At 52.4% G+C, this 23,131-nt stretch carries 15 protein-coding genes; 8 read left to right on the top strand and 7 right to left on the bottom strand.

All coding sequences use genetic code 11. The features are described from left to right. Positions 1-3: 3 nt before the first annotated feature. The 3 genes from AC0LWT_RS32270 to AC0LWT_RS32260 all read right to left on the bottom strand — a co-directional run bounded on the left by AC0LWT_RS32270 (position 4) and on the right by AC0LWT_RS32260 (position 6,935). Complete coding sequence (locus AC0LWT_RS32270; RefSeq protein ID WP_474685398.1) at positions 4-2,520, bottom strand: NHL domain-containing protein; 2,517 nt, start codon at positions 2,518-2,520, stop codon at positions 4-6. Between the two features lie 193 nt (positions 2,521-2,713). Then, complete coding sequence (locus tag AC0LWT_RS32265; protein ID WP_474685397.1) at positions 2,714-3,817, bottom strand: response regulator; 1,104 nt, start codon at positions 3,815-3,817, stop codon at positions 2,714-2,716. Beyond that, a complete protein-coding gene (locus AC0LWT_RS32260) occupies positions 3,792-6,935 on the bottom strand; it encodes an ATP-binding protein (RefSeq protein ID WP_474685396.1) in 3,144 nt (1,047 codons plus the stop codon). Before AC0LWT_RS32260 ends, AC0LWT_RS32265 begins: the two co-directional genes overlap by 26 nt. Positions 6,936-7,272: 337 nt before the next feature. Between AC0LWT_RS32260 and AC0LWT_RS32255 the strand changes: the two genes are divergently transcribed. Together AC0LWT_RS32255 and AC0LWT_RS32250 are read left to right on the top strand one after the other, a co-directional pair. After that, the gene (locus AC0LWT_RS32255) at positions 7,273-7,956 is read left to right on the top strand and encodes a response regulator transcription factor (protein ID WP_474685395.1); all 684 of its coding nucleotides are present in this window, start codon (positions 7,273-7,275) and stop codon (positions 7,954-7,956) included. Next, complete coding sequence (locus AC0LWT_RS32250; RefSeq protein WP_474685394.1) at positions 7,953-9,479, top strand: sensor histidine kinase; 1,527 nt, start codon at positions 7,953-7,955, stop codon at positions 9,477-9,479. Before AC0LWT_RS32255 ends, AC0LWT_RS32250 begins: the two co-directional genes overlap by 4 nt. Before the next feature lie 262 nt (positions 9,480-9,741). Here the strand turns inward: AC0LWT_RS32250 and AC0LWT_RS32245 are convergent, their stop codons facing one another. Next, complete coding sequence (locus AC0LWT_RS32245; protein ID WP_474685393.1) at positions 9,742-10,128, bottom strand: hypothetical protein; 387 nt, start codon at positions 10,126-10,128, stop codon at positions 9,742-9,744. Between the two features lie 484 nt (positions 10,129-10,612). Here AC0LWT_RS32245 and AC0LWT_RS32240 point away from each other — a divergent pair, with 484 nt between their 5' ends. Then, complete coding sequence (locus AC0LWT_RS32240) at positions 10,613-11,692, top strand: hypothetical protein (RefSeq protein WP_474685392.1); 1,080 nt, start codon at positions 10,613-10,615, stop codon at positions 11,690-11,692. A gap of 126 nt (positions 11,693-11,818) precedes the next feature. On the opposite strand, the gene AC0LWT_RS32235 is transcribed toward AC0LWT_RS32240, so the two are convergent. After that, on the bottom strand, positions 11,819-12,859 hold the full coding sequence (locus AC0LWT_RS32235; RefSeq protein WP_474685391.1) for an alpha-amylase family glycosyl hydrolase: 1,041 nt from the start codon (positions 12,857-12,859) through the stop codon (positions 11,819-11,821). Further along, a complete protein-coding gene (locus AC0LWT_RS32230; RefSeq protein ID WP_474685390.1) occupies positions 12,813-15,335 on the bottom strand; it encodes a family 14 glycosylhydrolase in 2,523 nt (840 codons plus the stop codon). Before AC0LWT_RS32230 ends, AC0LWT_RS32235 begins: the two co-directional genes overlap by 47 nt. A gap of 285 nt (positions 15,336-15,620) precedes the next feature. On the opposite strand from AC0LWT_RS32230, the gene AC0LWT_RS32225 reads away from it, so the two are divergent. After that, on the top strand, positions 15,621-15,824 hold the full coding sequence (locus tag AC0LWT_RS32225) for a hypothetical protein (RefSeq protein ID WP_474685389.1): 204 nt from the start codon (positions 15,621-15,623) through the stop codon (positions 15,822-15,824). A gap of 702 nt (positions 15,825-16,526) precedes the next feature. Here AC0LWT_RS32225 and AC0LWT_RS32220 read toward each other — a convergent pair. Beyond that, a complete protein-coding gene (locus AC0LWT_RS32220) occupies positions 16,527-16,964 on the bottom strand; it encodes a hypothetical protein (RefSeq protein ID WP_474685388.1) in 438 nt (145 codons plus the stop codon). A 255-nt stretch (positions 16,965-17,219) separates the two neighbouring features. Between AC0LWT_RS32220 and AC0LWT_RS32215 the strand changes: the two genes are divergently transcribed. From AC0LWT_RS32215 to AC0LWT_RS32200, 4 genes are read left to right on the top strand one after another with little or no spacing between them, the layout of a single operon-like run. Next, positions 17,220-18,872, top strand: coding sequence for a permuted SH3 domain-containing protein (locus AC0LWT_RS32215; protein ID WP_474685387.1), 1,653 nt, complete (start codon positions 17,220-17,222; stop codon positions 18,870-18,872). 36 nt (positions 18,873-18,908) lie between these two features. Continuing rightward, on the top strand, positions 18,909-19,628 hold the full coding sequence (locus AC0LWT_RS32210; protein WP_474685436.1) for an ABC transporter ATP-binding protein: 720 nt from the start codon (positions 18,909-18,911) through the stop codon (positions 19,626-19,628). Further along, on the top strand, positions 19,625-20,803 hold the full coding sequence (locus AC0LWT_RS32205; protein WP_474685386.1) for an ABC transporter permease: 1,179 nt from the start codon (positions 19,625-19,627) through the stop codon (positions 20,801-20,803). The genes AC0LWT_RS32210 and AC0LWT_RS32205 overlap by 4 nt, the downstream gene beginning before the upstream one ends. Positions 20,804-20,845: 42 nt before the next feature. After that, positions 20,846-23,068, top strand: coding sequence for a hypothetical protein (locus tag AC0LWT_RS32200; RefSeq protein ID WP_474685385.1), 2,223 nt, complete (start codon positions 20,846-20,848; stop codon positions 23,066-23,068). Positions 23,069-23,131 lie beyond the last annotated feature (63 nt).

The following is a 23,131-nucleotide window of genomic DNA, read 5'->3' as shown; positions in this document are numbered from 1 at the left end:
GTCTCAGACTCCTTTACCCAAGTAAATGTTCATGATGATTTTCGCATCGTTGGCATCGACTACACCATCGCCGTTCATGTCCAGCGATTGCAGTTGTTCGTTCGTTAACGTAATCTGCCCCTTCACATATTGGTAGACGATCTGCGCATCCGCGGAAGTGACCGCGCCGTCCCCGTTCGCGTCGCCCTTCGGTGCGCGCCTCACCGTCACCGTGTACGTCTTCGTCGTCCCATCCTGTGCCGTTACGACGATCGGTATCGGGTTGTTGCCCACGTTCAGGCTAAGTGCGCCCGACGCTGTACCGCTCGTCACTGCTGTGCCGTTCACCGTCACCGTCGCATGGCTGTCGCTCACCGCCGGCGTCACCGTGATGCTGCTGACGCTATACAGCACGGTTGCCGTATAGCTTGTCGTACCCGCCGCAAACGCCGGACTCAGCGTGCCGCTCGACAGCGCCAGGCCACTCAAATTCGCATCGTTGCTCCCTGCTCGCGTCACCGTCACCGTATACGTCTTCGTCGTCCCATCCTGTGCCGTTACGACGATCGGTATCGGGTTGTCGCCCGCGTTCAGGCTAACTGCGCCCGACGCCGCGCCGCTCGTCACTGCCGTGCCGTTCACCGTCACCGTCGCATGGCTCTCCGCTACTGCCGGCGTCACCGTGATGCTGCTGATGTTATACAGCACGGTTGCCGTATAGCTTGTCGTGCCCGCCGCAAACGCCGGGCTCAGCGTGCCGCTCGACAGCGCCAGGCCACTCAAATTCGCATCGTTGCTCCCTGCTCGCCTCACCGTCACCGTATACGTCTTCGTCGTCCCATCCTGTGCCGTTACGACGATCGGTATCTGGTTTTTGCCCACGTTCAGGCTAAGTGCGCCCGACGCTGTACCGCTCGTCACTGCCGTGCCGTTCACCGTCACCGTCGCGTTGCCGTCGCTCACCGTCGGTGTTACCGTGATGCTGCTCACGCTGTTGGCCACGCTCGCCGTGTAGCTGGTCGTGCCCAACGCAAACGTTGGACTTAGCGTGCCGCTCGACAGCACCAAGCCACTCAAATTCGCATTGCCGGATGCGAGTTCTATCTTCCGGATACGGCTGTTGTCTTTATCCGCTATAAACAGTTTCCTGCTGCTGTCCACAGTTACTCCAAACGGGTTGTTCAATTGGGCCGACGTCGCCGCTCCTCCGTCTCCCGAATAGCCCGCTGTACCCGTGCCCGCCACCGTGCTGATGTACCCCGACGTATCTACTTTCCGAATCCGATGGTTATTCGTATCCACTATGTACAGATTCCCGCTGCTGTCCACAGCTACTTCATACGGGTAGCTCAATTGGGCCGACGTCGCCGCTCCTCCGTCTCCCGAATAGCCCGCTGTACCCGTGCCCGCCACCGTGCTGATGTACCCCGACGTATCTACTTTCCGGATACGGTTGTTAGAAGAATCCGCAATAAACAGATTCCCGCTGCTGTCCACAGTTACTCCAAACGGGTTGTTCAATTGGGCCGACGTCGCCGCTCCTCCGTCTCCCGAATAGCCCGCTGTACCCGTGCCCGCCACCGTGCTGATGTACCCCGACGTATCTACTTTCCGGATACGGTTGTTAGAAGAATCCGCAATAAACAGATTCCCGCTGCTGTCCACAGCTACTCCATTCGGGGAGAACAATCGGGCTGACTTCGCTTCTTCTCCGTCTCCCGAATAGCCGTATGTACCCGTGCCCGCCACCGTGCTGATGTACCCCGACGTATCTACTTTCCGGATACGGTTGTTAGACCAATCCGCAATAAACAGATTCCCGCTGCTGTCCACAGCTACTCCATTCGGGGAGAACAATCGGGCTGACTTCGCTTCTTCTCCGTCTCCCGAATAGCCGTATGTACCCGTGCCCGCCACCGTGCTGATGTACCCCGACGTATCTACTTTCCGGATACGGTTGTTAGACCAATCCGCAATAAACAGATTCCCGCTGCTGTCCACAGCTACTCCTTTTGGGTTATACAATTTAGCCGACGTCGCCAATCCTAAGTCTCCCGAGTAGCCCAGTGTACCCGTCCCCGCTACCGTGCTGATGTACCCCGACGTATCTACCTTCCGGATACGGTGGCTAGAAGTATCCGCAATAAACAGATTCCCGCTGCTGTCCACAGTTACTCCAAACGGGTTGTTCAATTGGGCCGACGTCGCCTTTCCTCCGTCTCCCGAGTAGCCCGCTGTACCCGTGCCCGCCACCGTGGTGATCTTCCCCGACGTATCTACTTTCCGGATCCGGTTGTTATCACTATCCACAATAAACAGATTCCCGCTGCTGTCCACAGCTACTCCTGTCGGGAAGCTCAATTGGGCCGACGTCGCCGCTGCTCCGTCTCCCGAATAGCCCGCTGTATCCGTGCCCGCTACCGTGCTGATGATGCCGCTGCCCGCAGCATAGGCTTTTCCTCCGGACAGTTCAGGCAGCAGTGCCGCCATCAACAGAATGGCCAGCACACAGGCCATAAGCTGTTTTATCATTTTAAGCATTCTTTCTCCTCCTTCGTATTGTTCTTCTCCGATAAAAATCCAGCCTTGCTTCAAAGCTTTGGTGATTTACAAATCTCGTCCCCTCTTTCGACAGAAGTCGGGTTTATTATACAAAAACACAATAAACAGAGAATAAACAAGAAAGAGCCCTGGGATCCCGGTCGATTCCGAAGGCTCTTCATTCAGCTTGTTTCTATTGCGTCAAATTCATGACAAAATCCCGGATTCGGGGATCGGGTTTCGTTCCAAGCTCCTGCAGCAGCACATCCTCCAGTATGCGATATTGCCGAAACGCCTCATTTTTCCTCCCCAGCGCTGCGTACAGACGGATGACCTCATGATGGATATCCTCTCTAATGGCATCCAATTTCAAAATTTCGCAATAGTGATGCAACGATTTTTGCGGCTCGTTCATCTTCATATGGAATCTTCCGGCGGCTTCCAGCAACGTGATGTAATCCTGCTCCAGTCGACGCGCCTTTTCGATTGCCCATTCGTAGGCCTTTCCTTTCAACAACGACCCTGTATACAGCGCTTCCGCTCGCTCGAACAAATCCGCGTTTATTTCAGGGATCGATCGGATTCGCTTCAGCAATTGTTCAAATTCATACAAATCGCAATAAACGCCGTTTCCTTCAATCCGGATTTCATTTTTTTCCGCAATAATCCAATGATCTGTTTTGCCCGCATTGATCGCTTTTCGAATATAGTACAGAGTCGAGTTCAAATTTTTCCATGCTTTGTCAGGTTCCAGGTCGCTCCACAATGTATCGATGATTTCCTCCCGGCTGACGGTTCCTTTGCAAACAAGAAAGGCAAACAGCTCCTCGGTTTTAGGGCTCCTCAGCTTTAATGGCACTTTATCCTGATCCCGCAGATAAATTTTAAATCCATTAAACAGGAGAATCTCTACGGAGGGTTCGACAGCTGCGATCCGATGTCTTTTTCTGATCTTGTCCAACGTTTTGGACATTCGCTCTACGGTTACAGGCTTCAAAAGATAATCCAGTGCGTTCGTCTCAAACGCCTGCACCGCATAATTGTCATAACCGGTTACAAAAACCACATCTATGGATTCATCAAGTTCCATCAACAGGCTGGAAAGCTTCATGCCGTTAATTTCCGGCATAGAAATATCCAGAAACGCGATATGTATCGGGTTCGCTTTCGCAAATTCATATGCCTCTAACGGGCTCAGAAACGTATGGCAAACTTCGATCTCGCCGCTCTCGGATAGTATCTTTTTCAACCGTTTCACCGATAATTCTTCATCATCTACGATCATGGCCCGCAGCATGCCTCAACCTCCGATCCGCTTGATTCGGCTGTGCAGGGATATCGAAAGAAACCTTCGTACCTTTTCCTTCTGCGCTTTCAATACGAATACTTTTTCCGTAAAGAAGCTTGATCCGCTGACTGATGTTCCACAACCCTACGCCTTTCTTATCCACACCCGCTCTTAACGTTTCTTCCAGCTTTTGTTCGCTCATCCCGCATCCGTTGTCCTCTACGACAAAGCAGACCACGGCGTCTGCTTCCTTTTTTACGATTATTTTTACAGTTCCCCCTCGTAAATTGGACATTAGTCCATGTCTGATTGCATTTTCCACCAAAGGCTGCAGAATCAGCGGGGGAATTCGTATTTCAAGATCGGCGTTTACATCGTATTCCACTTGCAATCTGGCGCCGAAACGCGCCTTTTCGATGTTGATATACGCTCGTACAAGCTCCATTTCATTGTCTAAGGTCGTTAGCGAATCCAGTTGCTTGAAATCGAAGCTGCTTCTCAAATATTGCGAAAGCTGCAGCGTCAATTGCTCTGCCTTTTGCGGTTCGTCGATGCATAGCGCGGCAATGGAATTCAGAGCATTGTACAGAAAATGTGGTTTGATCTGCGAACGCAAAAAGGCGATTTCCGCATCCTTGGCATTTTTCACGGAAGCTTTCAGTCGGGTCAGGCTTCGGACACGCGCTGTCAATTCCTCCGCTTCAAACGGTTTCCCGACAAAATCGTTGGCCCCGTTTTCCATCGACAAGATGATATCGGCAACCCTGTTTCTGGCCGTCAGCATCAGCACCGGCAGTTCAAAGGGAGAGAACCTTTCCCGAATGGCTTTCAGTACCTCGTACCCGGACATGTCCGGCATCATGATGTCCAGTACAACCAGATAGAAATCCGGTCTTTTGGCCAGTTCATCCAACGCCATTTGCCCGCGATTGACAACCACAATGGAGTACCCCTCCAGCTTGAGCAGGTTAATCATGGACTGAAGGTTGGCGAAATCATCATCCACCACCAGAATATGTTCTTTCTTTTCCCCTTCGACATGGATAGGATACTCCGAATAAGAGAGGGGGGGTACATCATTTTTCAGCCGTTCCTTCTCATCCGTCTGTCTTGTGATTTTGTCCGCACGCTTGCCCGCTAACGGAAGGGTGAACATAAAAACCGATCCTTGCCCTGGACTGGATTCCACATGAATTTCTCCGCCGTGAAGCTCCACCAGCTTCTTGCTTATACTTAATCCGAGACCCGTTCCGTCATATTTCTTGGTTTCGGAAGTATCCGCCTGTTCGAAAGCGTTAAAAATGCGTTCCTGCATATGCGCCGCGATCCCGATGCCCGTATCTCTTACGCGAACCTCAATCATTTCGCGAATAACCTCTGCGCTTATGTTTACCACCCCCCGGTCGGTGAATTTGATCGCATTGCCGATCAGATTGTGCAAAATTTGAATCAACCGGTTGATGTCCGCATACACCGCGGGAAGCTCCGCAGAGACCCCGTTAACAAGCGTAATTTGTTTGCCTCCGAGCAGAAATGAATGAATCCCGATGACCGAATCGACAATAGCTTTCAAATCGAGGCTGCTTTTATACAGCGCAATATCTCCATGTTTCATTTTTGAATAATCGAGCAGTTCGTTGACGAGATGGGTTAATCTTCTTCCGCTCCCCAATACAATGGCCAGATTCTGCGCTTGTTTTTCGCTAACCGGCCCCTCTACCCCCTTGAGAAGCGTATCGGTAATGCTCACTATGGCATTCAAAGGCGTTTTCAGCTCATGGGACGTGTTGGACAGAAAGTCGTCTTTGATCTTGTCTAATTGGAGAAGCTGATTTTTCATTTCGTCTATCGTATGATAGGCCTCGAAGAAACGGAGGACAATCAGAAAGATCATGATGAGGTTAAACAAAACGATATAAAATTGCCCTAGCCATAGAGTGTCTTTATATGATAAAGCAAACAGGATAAGGTCTATGGAGTAAAGGTTAATTGAGAGAATCGCCATGAACAGAAGGAAAGACTTAAAGCGATCGCTTTCGACGCTCCTGATATGATGTGCGGCAATTCTCAGAAGCAGCCCAATCATCATCGACTGATATAAAACAATGATATAAGGATGGATGGACATGTAAGCGTGAATGGGAAGCATTGCTATCAGAACCAAATAGCTGCCCAGCACAATGGTTACGGCTTGAGTCGCCCTTAATGAAATCATGTTTTTATGCAATTGATAAAAGAGGATGACCAGACCAATAAATCCGGCAGTTGAACAAATATCCTTCACTTTATATACCACGTCGAATGAAATTCCGGGTACATGCAATAAGAGGGGCCGCTCTCCGATCAATCCGTTATAGACCGCATAGATTGAACAAAAAATTGCGAAAACCAACAAAGTGAAGTCTTTTTTACGGTATATTGCTGCCGTTACAAAGCAGATGAAATATATAAGCGCAAGGGTCCCGAGAATGGCAAAGGTTCCGAATTCATGCGCCATGCTCTTCTGCTGAAACGCAATCATCGCAGCCTGCTCGCCAAAATAGATGGATGCCGGAATACCTGCGTTGACATAATCATAATTGGCAACCTGAACGATAATTTCGACGTCTCCCTTTTCAGACGAAAAAAAGCCGATTTGCGGAACATTCCCTGATCGGTAACCCGCTGCTTGCTCTGAGGGTTTGCCATCCTCAAAGAGCTTTTGACCGTTTACATAAATCGCGCTTGAAAAACGTATATTCGTCTTTTTCAAAGCAAAAACCCCGCTGAAAGGCACGTTTTTCAGTACCATGCGGTAAGTGGCAAAACCATAAGCGGGCAAGGGGTGGCCGTTGACTATTTTTCCATTCCACTGGGAGGGCACTTTTATAAAATTGTTGGAAGAGGGCTTGTCCGGGCCTGCTTGCTTGAAATCCTCGGGAACTAGCAATCGGTTCCAATAAAATTCCCATTCGCCATCCAATTTGATTCTTTTATTCTGTTCGTAATTCCACGCAGAGAGATCCATGACTCCATCACGAACCTGCAGATCGTTCATTTGTTTACCCTTATCCAAGATAATGGACAGCGGAATTAACGAAAAAGAAATCAAGCCAATAAGACAGATGACCAAAGTCCGTTTGAGCATAGTTCCCGCTCCTTAACAAATAATGTAATAAATGGATATACATGGAAACTATGGTCAACAAAATTAGCGCACATTCACAATATTCGACAATTTTTTCAAATCCCCTCCTGAATCTGATGCAACGCCTATTGCTTCCGGCAAATTCATGCTGCAAGTCATGGGTGCTGTGGCGGAGCTGGAAAGGAACATCGTCGACGTACAAGATGCCGGAAGGGCCCGGTTTTCGAGTGCCGAACATTCAGCAACTTTTCAGGTTTCTCTCAGAGCCTATTCAGCTAGGGAATGGATAATGGATATAGATTAGGTGTACAATGATGGCTGGGGGGATAATGATAATATGCGCCAATTAAAAGGGATAAAAATATTGCTAGTGGACGATGAACCGCACATTCTCGAGTTTCTGGAGCTGGGGCTGCAAAACGAAGGGTTCGAGGTGATGACGGCGCAAGACGGACTGTCCGCCATAACGCTTTGCAACAAGTTCCAGCCGCATATTGCCGTTCTGGACGTGATGATGCCGGGAATGGACGGTTTTGAAGTTTGCCGTATGATCAAAAAGACAGATAACATAGCGGTCATCATGCTGACAGCCAAGGATGAAGTGGACGACCGGGTCAAAGGGCTTACGCTCGGCGCCGACGATTACATGATCAAGCCGTTCAGCTTTGAGGAGCTGCTGGCGAGAATTTATGCGAGAATCCGCAACCATTTTCCGAACTTGTTCGGCGAGGTTGTGATCGGTCCGCTGCGCATGGATGACCGCCGCAAGGAGATCAGCTTGCACGACAAGGTGCTGGAGCTTTCGCCAACCGAATATGAGCTGCTTAAATTTATGGCGATCAATCACGGGCTGGTGCTCAGCAAAACGATGATTTTGGATAAGGTATGGGGCTATGACTTCGGCGGGGAAGAAAATATTGTAGAGGTCTACATACGGTCTCTGCGGGATAAATTGAACGATCGGGAGCATAAATTGATCCGCACGATTCGCGGCGCGGGCTATCGGATGGACCTGGCATGAAAACCAGGGGCAGGTTCGCCGATATTTTTGTCCCGCATTCTTTAAGATTTCAGCTCTTGTCCCGTTCTTTATTCATTCTTTCCATTTTGCTGCTGCTTATCGGTGTGTTTCAATACATCTTTATGCAGCAATTTTTATATAACAACAAGGTCGACAGCATTACTACCCAGCTTAAGTCGCTTCCGCCGAACATTTGGATGAGGGGCAAGGAAGGCCTGGGCAGGGGGAATAATTCGAGAAACGACAACAATGCGGAGCGGGACGGCGCTGCGATTCCTCCCAGACGGGACCTGACCGGCGGCGACGGCAGCGGCAACGACGGAGGGCCGCGGTTCATCGATTTGTCGCTCGCGTGGATCGACGAGAACGGGAACTTTACGCTGGTATCGACGCCCGACGGGATGGTAACCCCGCAATTGTCGAACGCGGAATACCAGGATTTGCTGAAGTCCGGGGACAAGAGGAATTTCAGCCGCATCACCGACAGCAGCGGCAACGAACAGTTGGTTGTTTTTCACGTCTTCGGGTTCCCGGATCGTTCGCAGGGGATCCTTCAAGGCAGCGTCAGCACGAAGCAAATTAAAGATGTGCTGATTCGTCAGCTGATCACTTTTCTTTCGCTGTCCATGCTTGCGCTGGTGGCAGGACTGCTTGCATTTTTGCCTGTGCTGAGACGGACGCTGATCCCGCTGTCCAATATGATAGAGACGGTGAAGCGCATCGATGCCGGCAATCTGGAAGAGCGCCTGCCCGCCCATCAGGGACAGATGGAGATCGACCGGCTCTCCGCTTCGTTCAACGGCATGCTGGAGCGGCTGGAAATTTCCTTCGAAGCGGAAAAAGAAGCCAAAGAGCAGATGCGCCGATTTTTGGCGGACGCGTCCCATGAGCTGCGCACGCCGCTTACCTCGATCCACGGCTTTCTCGAGGTGCTGCTGCGCGGCGCATACAACCAGCCCGAGCAGCTGCTGAAAGCGCTGAAAAGCATGCACGGAGAGTCCGAGCGGATCAACAAGCTGGTCAACGACCTGTTCCTGCTCGTCCGGCTCGACCGCACGCCGACATCGCAGTTGGCCGACGGCCAGCTCGACGAAGTGATCCGCGACATGGAGCCGCAGCTGCGGCTGTTGGCGGGAGACCGGGCCGTGACGCTCGACGTGGCGCCGGGAACCCGGTACAAATTCGATTCCGACAAGATCAAGCAGGTCGTGCTTAATTTGTTCCACAATGCGGTCCAGCATACGAATGCCGCAACCGGACAAATCAAGATCAAGCTGAGCCAGACAGCCGATGCCGTTGAGCTTGCCGTGCAGGATAACGGCCCGGGCATCCCGGCGGACCATCTCCCGCACGTGTTTGACCGGTTTTACCGCATCGATTCCTCCCGCGCCAGAAAAAATGGCGGAGCCGGACTCGGCCTGTCCATCACGAAGTCCATCGTGGATTTGCACGGCGGCACGATTCATGTGGAGAGCAAAGAAGGAGAAGGCTGCACGTTCCGCATCCGGCTGCCTTTGCATTGAACCGAACCTTAACCCGATTGGTTGTTAATGGGGTTAAGGTTCTTTTTGCCGTTGCGCGGCTAAAAGACGGCGCAGCCGATAGGCGGGCCGGTGGCGGGGAGGAGTGCCGGTGACTGAGCTGGTAGCCCCTAGCTGGCTGACCCTAGCCGGTTATGAAGACCCGCACCCCCCGCAAGCCCCGCAAGCCCCGCAAACCTGGAAAACCCCCCACGTCGTCGTGGACCTCGCCCCACGGAATGAAAATAATCAGATCTACTGCGATCTATTTTAGTATAAAGTGTAGGCTGTCCGGAAACCCACACGCCAGTACCCGGTCGCGCCTTCTGTCTGGTTGCTCTATGGTCGGGCCATCTGTCTGGTTACGCGCCACCGATCGCACGATCTGCTGTTTGCGTGCCGGTCGCGCTATATGCCTGGCGCGCGAAAAAACCTGCAAAAATACAGTTTTTGCACGATGGATACGCTGGCTACGGAAAATTCCTGCAAATGTGCAGGCTTTTCGCCGCGAATCCGTGCTTAGGTTCATTTTCATCGAAAATTCCTGCACAATCGCAGGCTTTTCGCGAAAATGAACCTTTTTTGCGAAAAAAACCTGCACTTTTGCAGGTTTTGCTGGCCGGGAAGCTGCTCCGCATCCCCACCAACCCATCTTGTCCCACCACTTTAGCGCTGCAACCCGCACAGGAGGAGGCATGGGCGGGAAAGAGACGGCCTGCGCCCCTCCGGTTCCACTAACCCACCATTTTAGCGCCGCAATCCGTACAAGAGAGGCATGGGACGGGGAAGAGGCGGCCTGTGCCCCCGCAGGTTTTTCTACTTAGAGATGCGCCTCGCCTCTCAGTGTGTGTGGCCGCCTAGCACCATGGCGGACTTTTGCAGGGCGATGCGACCGCGCGCTGGGAGTCTGTCCGACGGAGTTGCTTTTGTGCATACGTGGTTCATCGGACAGACTCCTGGGAGCTGCAAGCGGTGCGCCCGACGATGCGGCTGGGGCGTTTTTCCGTATGAACCGCTTTCAGCCAATTCTCAGGAAACGCTCATCGTTTCTTAAGTTTTCATTCAGGATGGTTTCAGAAAAGGGGGCTATACTTCAACATGTAAGTAAAAATTATAAGAAAAAGGTGGAAACATTGATGAAAGCAATTAACAAAAAAATTCTTGCAGGTACGATTGCAGCAACTTTTGTTCTTGGAGCAGGTTTTGTTGGCACCTTACATAATCAAGCATTTGCAGATACAGTCAGCGGATCGTCCGTTCAAAAATCCGACACTACGGCAAAAGAGCGCGGCGCTCGGCACGACTTCGGCTTCCGTGGCGGCAATATCGTGAAAGAGGCGGCGACGGTGCTGGGCGTTGAGGAAAGCACGGTTCAGGCATCGCTGAAAGAAGGCAAAACGCTGCTGGCAATCGCACAAGCGGCCGGATTGACCGAGGACGATTTCCTGGCTAAGCTGGTAGCTGCCGAGAGCGCGGCGATCGATGAGCAGGTTACAGCCGGCAAGCTGACGCAAGAACAGGCCGACAAGCTGAAAACGGATCTTTCGACCCGCCTGAAGCAGCAAATCGAGAATAAAGGCTTTGGCGGCAAAGGCGGAGACCGTGGAGCGTTCCAAGGCGGACGCGGATTTCACGGCGGTGGCAGCATCGTGAAGGAAGCGGCAACCGTGCTGGGCGTAGATGAAAGTACGATCCAGGCCTCGCTGAAAGAAGGCAAGACGCTGCTGGCAATCGCGCAAGCGGCCGGATTGACTGCGGACGACTTCTTGGCTAAGCTGACCGAAGCCGAGAAAACGGCTATCGCCGCTCAAGTTACGGCGGGAACCCTCACTCAGGAGCAGGCCGACAAAATCATCTCCGGACTGTCCGACCGCCTGAAACAGCAAATTGAGAATACAAAAACACAAGGCGATGGCGAAGGCCGTCCGGGTCCCGGACGCGGCCCTGGCTTTGGCGGCGGCTTCTTCGGAAATTCTGAGGCGCTGACAACTATTTTGGGAATTACGCAGGATGAGTTGAGAACTGAGCTGGAGTCCGGCAAATCCATCGCCGAGGTTGCTGCGGCCAAAGGCATCAGCGAAGACGATTTGATCAGCAAGCTCAAAGACAGCCTGACCGACACATTGAAAAAATTCGTGGAAGATAAGCACCAGAAACCTGCCGACGCTCCCGCTGCACCGACAGCAGATGCATCCGGCAGCACATCCGCAAACTAAATAACAGCCAAATTCGCACCGCGCGGAAGCTCCCAGCGCGCGGTGTTGCGCTGAATGACGGTGGTCGGCCGACAAAAAGCACTGCACCCGGATTGCCGCCAGGGCAATGCTTTTTGTTTAATGGCGTTAATTAGTCTTTGTAAATATTTTCACTTCCTTGGGAGCCAGGGTGACTGTTATCGAACCGTTGTTAATTTGAACGGTATCCGTGCCTAGTTGGTTCGTAAGCGTAACGCCGTTCGAGAAATTTTCGAAATTGCCGATGGTCCGGGTTTCCGGGTTCCAGGAATTGTTGATCAGGACGATCGCTTCATCGCCGTCTTTGGAACGTTGGAAGCTGTAGAACGTATTGTCCGCCCATTTTTCCTTTTGGGTGCCGTTCTGCAGGGCAGGGTGGCTGTTGCGGACGGCGTTGATTTTGGCGATATACTTGTACAGCCCGTGATTCGGATTAGGGTTCACATCCTCGCGATTTTGCGGGTCGGCGCCGCCGCTGTAGCCCAGCTCCGTACCTTGATAAAGAATCGGAATGCCGCGCGATGTCAGCAAAAATCCTAATGCGGCTTTGAGCTGCGGCCACTTGTCCGAACTGTTTCCCGGCTTGCCGGAGGCGTCGTTCAGGAACCGTTTGACATCGTGGTTATCCATGAACACGCCGTTCAACTTGGCGTCGCGGTAATTCGAATCCTGCGCGTAACGGTTTTTGATGTTAGTCATCGACGCGTCATGGCCGAAAACATCTTTAATCGTGTAATACATCGGAAAATCGAGAACGGCGTCCAAATAGTTGGAATAATCGCCGATTGCAGCCGGGTCGCCACTGTACACTTCCCCGATCGTAAACGTATTGGCGGCCGTGTCAAAATCTTTGAGGAACCATTTTGGAACATGCTTGGCCGTATCGACGCGCAAGCCGTCGACTTGCGTCTCGCCGACGAGCCACTTGATCCAGTTTTTCAGCTCGCTTGCCGCAGCCGGATTTTCCTGATTCAGGTCGTCCAGGCCGGCAACATCGCCGTTTTCGATTTTCCACTGGTTATTCGAGCTGTAGTCGCTGTCTGTGATGGTGCCGTTGTGATGATACCAATCGTATTTGTCAAATGGGGCTTTGGCGAAGCCGTTATTGGGCTGGAAGTCCCCAGTGTGATTGGGGACGACATCCAGCATAACCGAGATTTTTTCCGAGATTTTTAATGTAATCGAGGTTGTTGATAATTCCTTGAAAATCGCCGCCGTGCCATTGGGACGGGTTGCTCTTGTCGGAGTTGAAGCCGTCGTAATTGTCGTTGGAAGTGTCTCTGTTGCTGAAACGGTCGGTCATGATGAAGTAGATGCTTTGTTTGCTCCAATCCGTACCCAGGGGGTTGTTGCCCCCTGGATTTCCTCCGCTCGGCGCTCCGGCCGCAACTGTACCCGCTGCGCCGTTCGTGCCCGGCGTGTAGGTGGATGTGCCGATACCGAAGAAATAGTTCTTGGTATTGTTGCTGTCCCAAGTGCCGCTGCCATTGTTGAAGCAGGCTTCCAATTGGGTGGCGGAGCCGATGTCGATGGTCATTTTGGCATAGCCGCTTACTTCCGAATCCGGCATGGGCTTGCCGGGTACGGTGGTCCAGGTGCCGCCTGCGGGCCGGTAATGGATGTACGGGACAGCGAATCCTTTTTTGTAATAGACGGTGACGCTGTTGCCGCCGGAAACCGGGTCTGTAGTGACGCTGACGGCTGCGCTCGGACCGGAAATGTTGCCTGCCGCATCAAAAGCTTTTACCGAATAGCTGTAGGCCGTTGCGGCTGTCAAGCCTGTATCGGTGTAGGTTGTCGCGGAAGTGGTGCCTACTTTGGCGCCATTGCGCCAGATTTCGTAGCCGGTCACCCCGACGGCATCGGTGGATGCGGTCCAGCTTAGCGCAGCGGAAGCGCTTGTTTTGCCGGTCACGGCCAAGTTTGTCGGCACGGTAGGCGGAGTCGTGTCGCCGCCTTGAGGCGCTCCGGCCGTGACTGTACCGGCTGCGCCGTTCGTGCCCGGCGTGTAGGTGGATGTGCCGACACCGAAGAAATAGTTCTGGGTGTTGTTGCTGTCCCAAGTGCCGCTGCCATTATTGAAGCAAGCTTCCAATTGGGTGGCGGAGCCGATGTCGATGGTCATTTTGGCATAGCCGCTTATTTCCGAATCCGGCATGGGCTTGCCGGGTGCGGTGGTCCAGGTGCCCCCTGCGGGCCGGTAATGAACATACGGCGTAGCGAATCCTTTTTTGTAATAAACGGTAACTTGATTGTGCTCCGTTTCACTTGGTTTCGCGTGGCTGATCACGTACTGTTTGAAATTCGCCATGTCGCCGGTAGGCGAGCCATCGCTGTTGACAATATTGGCGAGGCGCAGCAGTGTAAAGCCGTTATAGCTCCATTTTGTAATTTTCTCTTCGATCTTCTGGAAGTTGCCGGTGGGCAGCGCGTTCTCGCCGTTCAAACGGACGCCCTTCGAACCCGCGATCGAGGAGATCGTATCGACAAGGGTAGAGGGCTGCGAATAAGCCGGAGCGGTGCCGCTGTCGTACATTTCCAAAGCGGTAAATGTCAGATCCAGATTGCTGTCCTTAAATTTCTGAATAAGCCTGCTGTAATCGTAGTAGCCTGCGGCATGTTCTGCGCTGTGAGGGGCCGCGGGGTTGTTCATCTGCCAGTGGATGCCGGAAATTTTGGCGCCGATCCGAACGCCGAATACGGAATCGAAGTTATTGTGGGCTGCCGCCGCAATTACGCCGAGATGATTTTCGAGTACGCTCTGATTCCATGAAAGGAAGTCCTTTCCATAAGCCGTGTTGTGACCGCCTCCCGAATAAAACACGTCGCCGTCGCTTGGGGGATTAATCTGGCTCGTGTTCGTCAGCTGCAAGCCCCATGCCTGATTCACGCCGCTTAAAGAGCCGTATTTGCCGATCATTGCGGTTCTGAACGCATTTTTCGCCGTGTCCGTGTACACCTGGAATTTTCCCCGGGAAGGATAGCTCCAGCCGGCCGCATTATAGTAGGAAGGATAGCGCAGCTCGCCGGACGGCCCGGCACTAAGGTAGATTTTGGGGATGATAGCTTTATATCCGGCAAAATTTTGCGCAAAAGAGGCATACAGCTCATTGTACTGCTGCGAGATACCGCTCCAAAACGGAGAGATCGCTTCATTGTTTACATAACCGGTTTCGCTCTTATACTTCATTTCGTCCGCGGTTCCTTTGCTCCACAGCCAGGAAGGGAGCGGGATATTGCAATCGTCCCCCGGATTTCCGCCGCATGTGTGAGTGGAAAGAATAGGAACCCATTTCAAGCCGGATTCGCTTACAGCGTTGGCATACGTTTTGTAGTAGCTCCAGTCGAATTGATTGTCGCCCGCCGCCTCTACATCGCCCCACCACACATCGGTCGTAAGCGCGTAGACGCCGTTGTTTTTCAATGTTTTCAGCTGGTTTTTAAAAGCGTTCCAATCGGTTATTTTCGTCAAAGGCGCCATGACCGAAACCTGAAAATCGCTCGCTACATCCGCGCTGGCCGTCCCCGCAAAAGAGCCGAAAAAAGCCGAAACAAAAACGAAAACACTTAAGAGTAACTGATAACATTTCCTCAAGACTTTTTTGCTTGAATTCAAAATACACATCCTCCTCGGCGATTTTTCGAAACCGGTTTCCTCTAAAAACAGCAATAAAGTAAACGTTTACAAGATTTACTTTAAATATTTTGCATATAGTTGGAAACCAAAAATATTGCACAAAGAGGTGGAAACTTTTGACATGGGGTGGAGGGGTGGCGAATATTGGCGAAAAAGGGGAGGAGTGTTTGCTGGGTGTGTGCAGCCCCACGTTTATAGAGGTTCCGGCATCCGTATGCTCAAAACAAAGGTTCACGGTCCGCTGCAAAGATGACGCCGGCGGGGATGGTAACGATGAGCACCACCGCCGGAAAACTCACCCGCCAACGCTACCCCATCTGGCTAGCGACGCAAAGAAAACCTGCAAAAGTGCAGTTTTTGCTCGATGGATACGCCGGCCACGACAAATTCCTGCAAATGTGCAGGCTTTTCGCCGCGAACCTGGGCTCAGAGTCATTTTCGCAGAAAATTCCTGCACTTTCGCAGGCTTTTCGCTAAAATGAACCATTTCTACGGGAAAAACCTGCACTTTTGCAGGTTTTCCCCTACCAGGCCGCCTTGTGCCCCGCACCCCAACCCTCGCAGGAGAAGTGGGGGCTTACTTCAGCACTCCAACCCCCACAGGAGAAGCGGGGCTTACTTCAGCGACCAGCCCTCACAGGAGAAGCAAGGCTTACTTCAGCTACAACAACCCATACAGGAGAGGCATGGGTTGGGAAGAGCAGCTGCCTTCTCTGTTTCCTCTAACCCGTCATTTTGTCAACAATCTGATTTTCGCAGGTTTTCTACGCGTTTATAGAGATTCGTCTTTCTGATGTGTCTCTCCAATGTATGTTTTCTCAACTGCCTGACAATCGCAGGTTGATGGGGATGCCAAGCCTTGCCGTTTTATAAACGGTCGCGCTCCTTAGGCCGATTCTAGCCGGAAATTCCCGCACAACTCGACTTTCCCCAAAACAAACCGCTTCCCTCACAAAACCTGCACAATCGCAGGCTTTACAAGGCCGCAAAGCCGACTCACGTACGGCAGCGCCATCTTCACCGAAGCCCCCTCATACCGGGCAGCGCCATCTTCACGGAGTCATCCCTCCATGCGGCGCCATCTTCGCCGGAGTTATCCTGCGGGTGGGGAACCGAGCAGGCGCCCATTCCGAACGCGGCTAAAAATCGCGCAGCCCCCACGGCTTGGTTTTTCAGTACTCACACCCCAACCGTAATGTCCAGCGTTGGAATCTCAAATATGTCTTTGTAAATCCGGTAAACGATTAACAAATCAGCCGCAGCAAAGAGCACGTTGAGCAGCATGCCTTTCAAAAAACGGCTGTTCAAAACTTTCAACTCGCGTTCGGAAACAGGAGTTTCTTCCTCAAGCAATCTTTTCAGCTTAAGATCGTGCGCAATCAACGCCAATCCGAAAATGGCGAAAATCCCCCAAAAGACGGTCGCACAAACTGCGATGAACATCAGTATCAAAAGATTCCAAGCATCAATCGATCGAACAAATCGCGTCCCCATGTACAACAGCAGATCGAGAAGCAGCAAAGCCCAGCCAATATAGCCAATAAGTACAGCTTTTCTAAAAAGACCATCGTAGCTTGCTCCCATATGAAGTCCGAACGCCCCTTTCTTACCCTGCAACCCATTATACACCATAGGGTCAACCGACCGTCGTCATGCAGCGCAACACCGCGCGCTGGGAGCTCCGCGCGATTCTGTAAGCACGGGACCCCTGTCCCGACCTTCCAATTTCTTTCAGCAAATTTTCAGCTTCCGTTCAACTTATTTTAAGCCTATGCTCAGACGCGTTTCAGTTACAAGCTTTACACTTGGATTTATCAAGCGACAATGACTGAGACATTCAAAAGTTCGAGGACATGGAGAGGGGATTTACGGATGAAAGTTCGCAACAAAAAAAAGTGGATCATCGTGGTTTTGGCTGCGTTGTTATGCGGGGCGGGCACTTATTACTATTTACATAAGAAATCGCAGCCGACCACCACGACGTCCCAGCAGACGACGATGAAAGTGACGAAAGGTTCGATCACTTCCACGATTTCCGGCACTTCGCAGCTTCAGGCGCAAAATATGCAAAATATTATCGTGCCTGTCGACGGCATCATTAAAACGATGAATCTGACGAAGAATCAGGCTGTGAAAAAAGGCGATGTTCTGGTCGAACTGTCCGTTCCTTCGACGGAAACGAATTTGAAGGAGGCGCAGGTGAGTCTCGATCAGATGCAAAAAGAGTTGGTCGAGCTGCAGGGCGAGCAGAGCCACATGAGCATCGCAGCGCCCATTAGCGGGAAGCTGACGCTGGTCTCCAACCTCGATGTAGGCAGCACGGTCAATAAAAACGCGAAAGTCGGCACCGTATCCGACACATCCGAGTTCAAGGTGAAGCTGCCGTTTGCTTTGCAAGAGGCCGTTCAACTGAAACAGGGAGATCCGGTCGAGCTGACCGTCGACGGTTTCCTGCTTTCCAAAGTCGGCACCGTGCAATCGATCGACCGGGACATCCAGGCGGATGCCAACGGCAACAAGCTGGTCAATATCGAAGTTTACGTCAAGAACGACGGAACGCTGTCGGCTGGAACCAAAGTGAAAGGAACTATCACCAACGGCAGCAGCAAAACGGATTCGACTTCACAGGCTGCGCTGGATTATGTCCGAACTTCCGCCATTTTCGCTGAAGCGAGCGGCACGATCAAGAATCTGAAATTCAAAGACGGCGATTCGGTGAATCAAGGCGATACGATTGCGACGTTGTTCAACGATGACCTGCAAAACAATATCATCAGCAAAGAAGCTTCGATCGACAGCCAAAAGATCAAAGTGGACGACGCCCAGCAAAAGGTGAACCAACTGACGATCACAGCTCCGTTTGACGGCATTTTCTCCGCCGATTTTGCCAACAGCAAAAGCAACGTGCTGAACAGCTATCCGGTCGGCGCGTCGGTTGAAGCAAACACTACGCTCGGCGCTGTCGCAAGTTTGAGTACGATGCAGTTGGCCATCGCGGTCGACGAGCTTGATTTGACCAGTGTCAAGGTCGGCCAGAAGGCCACGATCAAGGTTGACGCCATATCGGGCAAATCTTTTGAGGGAGAAGTGACATCGGTTTCCAACGTGGGTACGACTTCCAATGGAGTAACGACATATGATGCGGTGATCTCGATTAAAAATACCGAAGCGACGGATTTGAAATACGCCATGACGGCAACTGCGGAAATTTATATCCAGGACAAAAAGGACATTTTGGTGCTTCCTATCCAGGCGGTCAAAACGACCAAAGGGAAAAGTACGGTATCGCTGAAAAAGGCGGACGGTACGACAGAAGAGAATCATGAAATCACCATCGGCATTAAAAGCAAAACCCAGGTCGAGGTCGCAAGCGGTCTCAGCGAAGGCGACGAAGTGGTCAATTCGACGAAAAAAACAACGACGACCACTCAGCAGAACCAGTTCGGCCCTCCGGATGGATTCCCCGGCGGCGGAGGCGGCAACGGAGGCAACGGCGGCGGTGGAGCGGGAGGCGGCGGACGCTAACAGCCGGCTGCAGGAAGGGAGCGAAGACGTATGAATATGATCGAACTGAAACAGATCGTTAAAAGTTACACTCGCGGCGAAGACACGCTTCAAATTTTGAAGGGAATTTCGCTTGAGATTCAGGAAGGCGACTTTGTAGCCATTATCGGTCCCAGCGGCTCCGGCAAATCGACACTGATGAATACGATCGGACTGCTGGACACTCCCACATCGGGCAGCTACACGCTGGACGGCGTGTCGACTGAGAACATGTCTGACAACGGGCTGGCGGAGCTTAGAAACAAGAAGATCGGCTTCATTTTCCAGCAATTTAACTTACTGCCCCGGCTTTCGGCTATTGAAAATGTGGAGCTTCCGATGATTTACGCAGGCATACCTTCGAAAGCCCGCAGGGAACGGGCGCAAATCATGCTGGAAAAGCTGGGCATGGGAACGCGCGGGCACCACAAGCCCAGCGAGCTTTCCGGCGGACAGCAGCAGCGGGTGGCGATTGCCCGTGCGCTCGCCATCTCGCCTTCGCTCATCTTGGCGGATGAGCCGACGGGAGCGCTCGATTCGAAGACGGGCATCGAAGTGCTGGAACTGATCAAGCAGTTGAACGAACAGGGCAATACGATCGTACTGATTACCCACGATAATCATATTGCCGATAATGCGAGCCGTGTTGTGACTTTGCGCGATGGAGAAATTGTTCGGGATGTAAGGAATACGCCTCTGGCCCTGCACGGCAACAAGCTGGAGGAGGTTTATACATGAGGCCATGGGAACTTTTTCAAATGGCGTTCGCAACGATCCGGGCGAATCCGCTGCGCACGATTCTGACGATGCTCGGGGTGATCATCGGGGTAAGCTCGGTGATTACGCTCGTTGCGATCGGACAAGGAACGTCCAAGTCGATCGAAAAGCAGTACGAGGGTCTCGGAACGAACCTGCTCACCATCAACCTGATGGGAAGCGGGAGGGCGACCAAGCTGGAGTACGATGAAATTATGCAGCTGGAAGGCACGGCAGGCATCAGCGCCATCGCGCCTACGATGACCAAAAACAGCGCGAATATTAAATACGACCGCGATCAGGAAACTTACAACGTCATCGGCACCAATGACCGTTACCTGACCTTGCAGAAAGGCGAAATGGCGAGCGGACGCTTTTTTGCCCAAGCGGACCTGGATTTCCGCAATCACGTAGCCGTGATCGGCAGCGATGTCGCCAAGGAGTTTTTCGGCACGAACGACCCGCTCAATGAGGAGCTTAATGTCAGCGGCTATATGTATACGATCATCGGGGTGCTCCAAAGCAAAGGCTCCAACACCAGCGGCACATCGCTGGACAGCGCGGTGCTGGTGCCGCTGCCGACGATGAGCAGGGACTTCAAGCTGGGCTCCATCCGTTCCGCTTCTGTGGAAGCTACGTCGGGAGACACCGTCAGCAGAGTCCAGACCTATCTCGAGATGTACCTGACCAACAAGTTCAAAAGCACCTCGGGCTGGAACATTTTCAACTCTTCCGAGTTGATCAGCGCCCGGCAATCGGCTTCCAGCACGCTGACGAATCAGCTGGTCGCGGTTGCGGCGATCTCGCTTCTCGTCGGCGGCATCGGAATTATGAACATTATGCTCGTTACGGTAAGCGAGCGAACGAGGGAAATCGGTATCCGCAAGTCGATCGGCGCCAAGCGGCGCAACATTTTGCTCCAATTCCTCGTTGAAGCGACGTTGATCAGCGGAATGGGCGGTTTGATCGGGCTCATTGTCGGTGTAGGACTCGCCCTGGCATGGCCGTATATCAACCCGAGCCAGGAAACCAGCTTATCGATAAGCGTCGGATTGTACGCGTTCTTGTTCTCCGCTTTGGTAGGCGTCATATTCGGCCTCTATCCGGCCAACAAAGCTTCGAAACTGAAACCGATCGATGCGCTGCGTTTTGATTGATGACATCACGACTATCCACACACTACAAGGAGGGTATTCATTTTGAAACGTAAACTTACGTCCATTTCACTCAAGCGTACCAGTTTGGCACTTTTATTATCCGGCGGCATTATGGCGATGTCCTGGGCCGTTCCGGCTCCTTCCGCAACAGCGGCGGCCGAGGGTGTGTTTATTTCCGACAGCTCCTACTTCAGCCTGGAACAGGTATCGCTGTCGTCCTCGTCATTGCAATTCGGGGTCAAACTCCATAACGGAGACAATCAGGCTATCGATTTCAACAATTACGGCGTTCGCGTTACGGATTCCTCCGGCCACAACTATACGGCGCGTCTCAGCGAGAAAAAGAGCGCGAGCGTGCAGCCCGGGCAGGATCAAACGTTCCGCTTCTATTCCAGCATAGCTTCGGGTGAAACCGCGGACCAGCTTCAAGTGGAAGTGTTCCGCTGGGACAACAGCCAGTCGGATTTCATGGACCATTTGGGCAAGCTGTCCGTCGCTAATGTAGTTCAGGAAGGTCAATCAAGCGCGCCTGAGGAAGTCCTGAACCTACATACCCTGGACAGCACGCTTGCGGACGACGCCTCCGTCGCGTTCCAGCTCGGTCAAAGCGTCAAAGCTTCCAAAGACGGCAAATGGTACACGTACACGCAATTGTCCGTCACCAATTTGGGCACGGACAGCCTGAAGCTTCCTTCCGGGCTTCTGGTGCGCCTTGTGGACGCCAACGGCTTGAAATATACGGCTTCCGTCGCGGACGGCGGGGACCAGACATTTATTCCCAAGCAAACGGGCTATATAACGCTGCAATCGGCGGTATCCAAACAGCTGCCGGAAAGCGGGCTTTCCCTGGAATTTTATTACATGAACTCCAGCGAGGAAGTGTCTTTGGGCACGATGAACATGGGAGCTTCCTTCAAAACTGCCGCGCTAGGGGAAAAGCAGGACTACCTCGGCCAGCTCGAGGGCGAGCATTTGACGGTCAAAGCGGATAAAGCGACCTATACAACGCAAGCGGACGGCGTTCATATCCAAACGGTGGTGACGCTCAGCAATGAAGGAGACTCCGTTGCGGCGGTTCCAACGTTCCTGGCTTCTTATCAGTTCGGGGATGCCGGCGCTTCGGTCTCGTCAACCGATAACTCGGCCCGCGACACGTATCTGGACCCGCAGAAGTCCGTTTCCTACTACTTCAATGCCATTCTGTCAAGCGGAGTCGATCCGCAGACAGCCCAGCTCGTGCTTTGGAAGCAGACCTCAAGCTCCGGTACGACCAGCAAATCGACTTCGGGGTCTACGACTTCCGGCAGCACGTCCAGCAGCACAAGCAGCGGCACGTCAACGACCAGTACGACTTCTACGGCTTCGACCACGACTGCGACGTCGACAACTTCATCCAGCACGGCTTCGTCCGGCGGTTCCGACAATCAGATGCCGGTTACGATATTCCTGTTAAAAGGCGCGGCTGCGGCGAACAACGGTTACACAGCGGCAACTTCGTATACATTAGGCGACAAATTTACATTCAACAGCAACAACATTATTAACAAAAATCTGGATGTCTCTCTCGTGGAATTCCACGTTCACGATAATGTGGATCTGGGGTACAAGACGGCAATCGGCAAATACAAAATTACGAACAACGGCTCCAGCCCGATCGCAATGCCGGATTTGGAAAATGAGCTGGTGGACAGCAAAGGCAACACGTTTACAGGCACGAGACAAAGCTCGGTTGCCACGCAAATCACGCCAGGCACCTCCTATGTGGTCAGCTACTCCTACCTGCTCCCGCAATCGGAGAAAGACGATTCCTTCGCGCTCCGCGTGTTTGACGACAAGTCGGTTTCGCAGGGCAGCGTAACGCTCGGCAATTATCAGGTCAGCATTCAACCGGATACGGACGGCGACACCATCTCCTTCTATCCGTTCGAGATCAAGCTGAACTACTACAATCTCAGCTGGATATACAACAGCGGCTCGTACACGTACCAGTTGAATCTGGACTTGGATCTGCAGCATCCTGATCCGGTGATCGTGGATTCGAACTTCTCGAACATGGAATTCGATCTGGTCGATTCGTTTGACCGGGTGGTCGGCACGACGACAATGACGTTTACCGGAACAGACAAACTGATCAGCGGCAAGCAAAAAATTACGTTTTCCTCGCTGAAAGAAGAACAGGATTCCAGCACGTACCATGTCAATGTGTACGAAACGATCAATACGCCGAACGGAACGGCAAAACGTCTGGTCAAACAGCTGAAGTAACGGTTTATCGATTTTTATTCCACACCCGCGTACCGATGGGGCGTTGTATGCGCAGTATGTACA

This window comes from Paenibacillus sp. sgz302164 (assembly GCF_056120505.1).
Note: the sequence above shows the minus strand (reverse complement) of the source record. Positions and strands in the feature narration are given on the sequence as shown.

Coding starts and splice junctions, on each gene's coding strand:
- AC0LWT_RS32270 (WP_474685398.1), bottom strand. CDS start 2,520: ATGCTTAAAATGATAAAACAGCTTATGGCCTGTGTGCTGGCCATTCTG.
- AC0LWT_RS32265 (WP_474685397.1), bottom strand. CDS start 3,817: ATGCTGCGGGCCATGATCGTAGATGATGAAGAATTATCGGTGAAACGG.
- AC0LWT_RS32260 (WP_474685396.1), bottom strand. CDS start 6,935: ATGCTCAAACGGACTTTGGTCATCTGTCTTATTGGCTTGATTTCTTTT.
- AC0LWT_RS32255 (WP_474685395.1), top strand. CDS start 7,273: ATGCGCCAATTAAAAGGGATAAAAATATTGCTAGTGGACGATGAACCG.
- AC0LWT_RS32250 (WP_474685394.1), top strand. CDS start 7,953: ATGAAAACCAGGGGCAGGTTCGCCGATATTTTTGTCCCGCATTCTTTA.
- AC0LWT_RS32245 (WP_474685393.1), bottom strand. CDS start 10,128: ATGGGTTGGTGGGGATGCGGAGCAGCTTCCCGGCCAGCAAAACCTGCA.
- AC0LWT_RS32240 (WP_474685392.1), top strand. CDS start 10,613: ATGAAAGCAATTAACAAAAAAATTCTTGCAGGTACGATTGCAGCAACT.
- AC0LWT_RS32235 (WP_474685391.1), bottom strand. CDS start 12,859: ATGCTGGATGTCGTCCCCAATCACACTGGGGACTTCCAGCCCAATAAC.
- AC0LWT_RS32230 (WP_474685390.1), bottom strand. CDS start 15,335: ATGTGTATTTTGAATTCAAGCAAAAAAGTCTTGAGGAAATGTTATCAG.
- AC0LWT_RS32225 (WP_474685389.1), top strand. CDS start 15,621: ATGAGCACCACCGCCGGAAAACTCACCCGCCAACGCTACCCCATCTGG.
- AC0LWT_RS32215 (WP_474685387.1), top strand. CDS start 17,220: ATGAAAGTTCGCAACAAAAAAAAGTGGATCATCGTGGTTTTGGCTGCG.
- AC0LWT_RS32210 (WP_474685436.1), top strand. CDS start 18,909: ATGATCGAACTGAAACAGATCGTTAAAAGTTACACTCGCGGCGAAGAC.
- AC0LWT_RS32205 (WP_474685386.1), top strand. CDS start 19,625: ATGAGGCCATGGGAACTTTTTCAAATGGCGTTCGCAACGATCCGGGCG.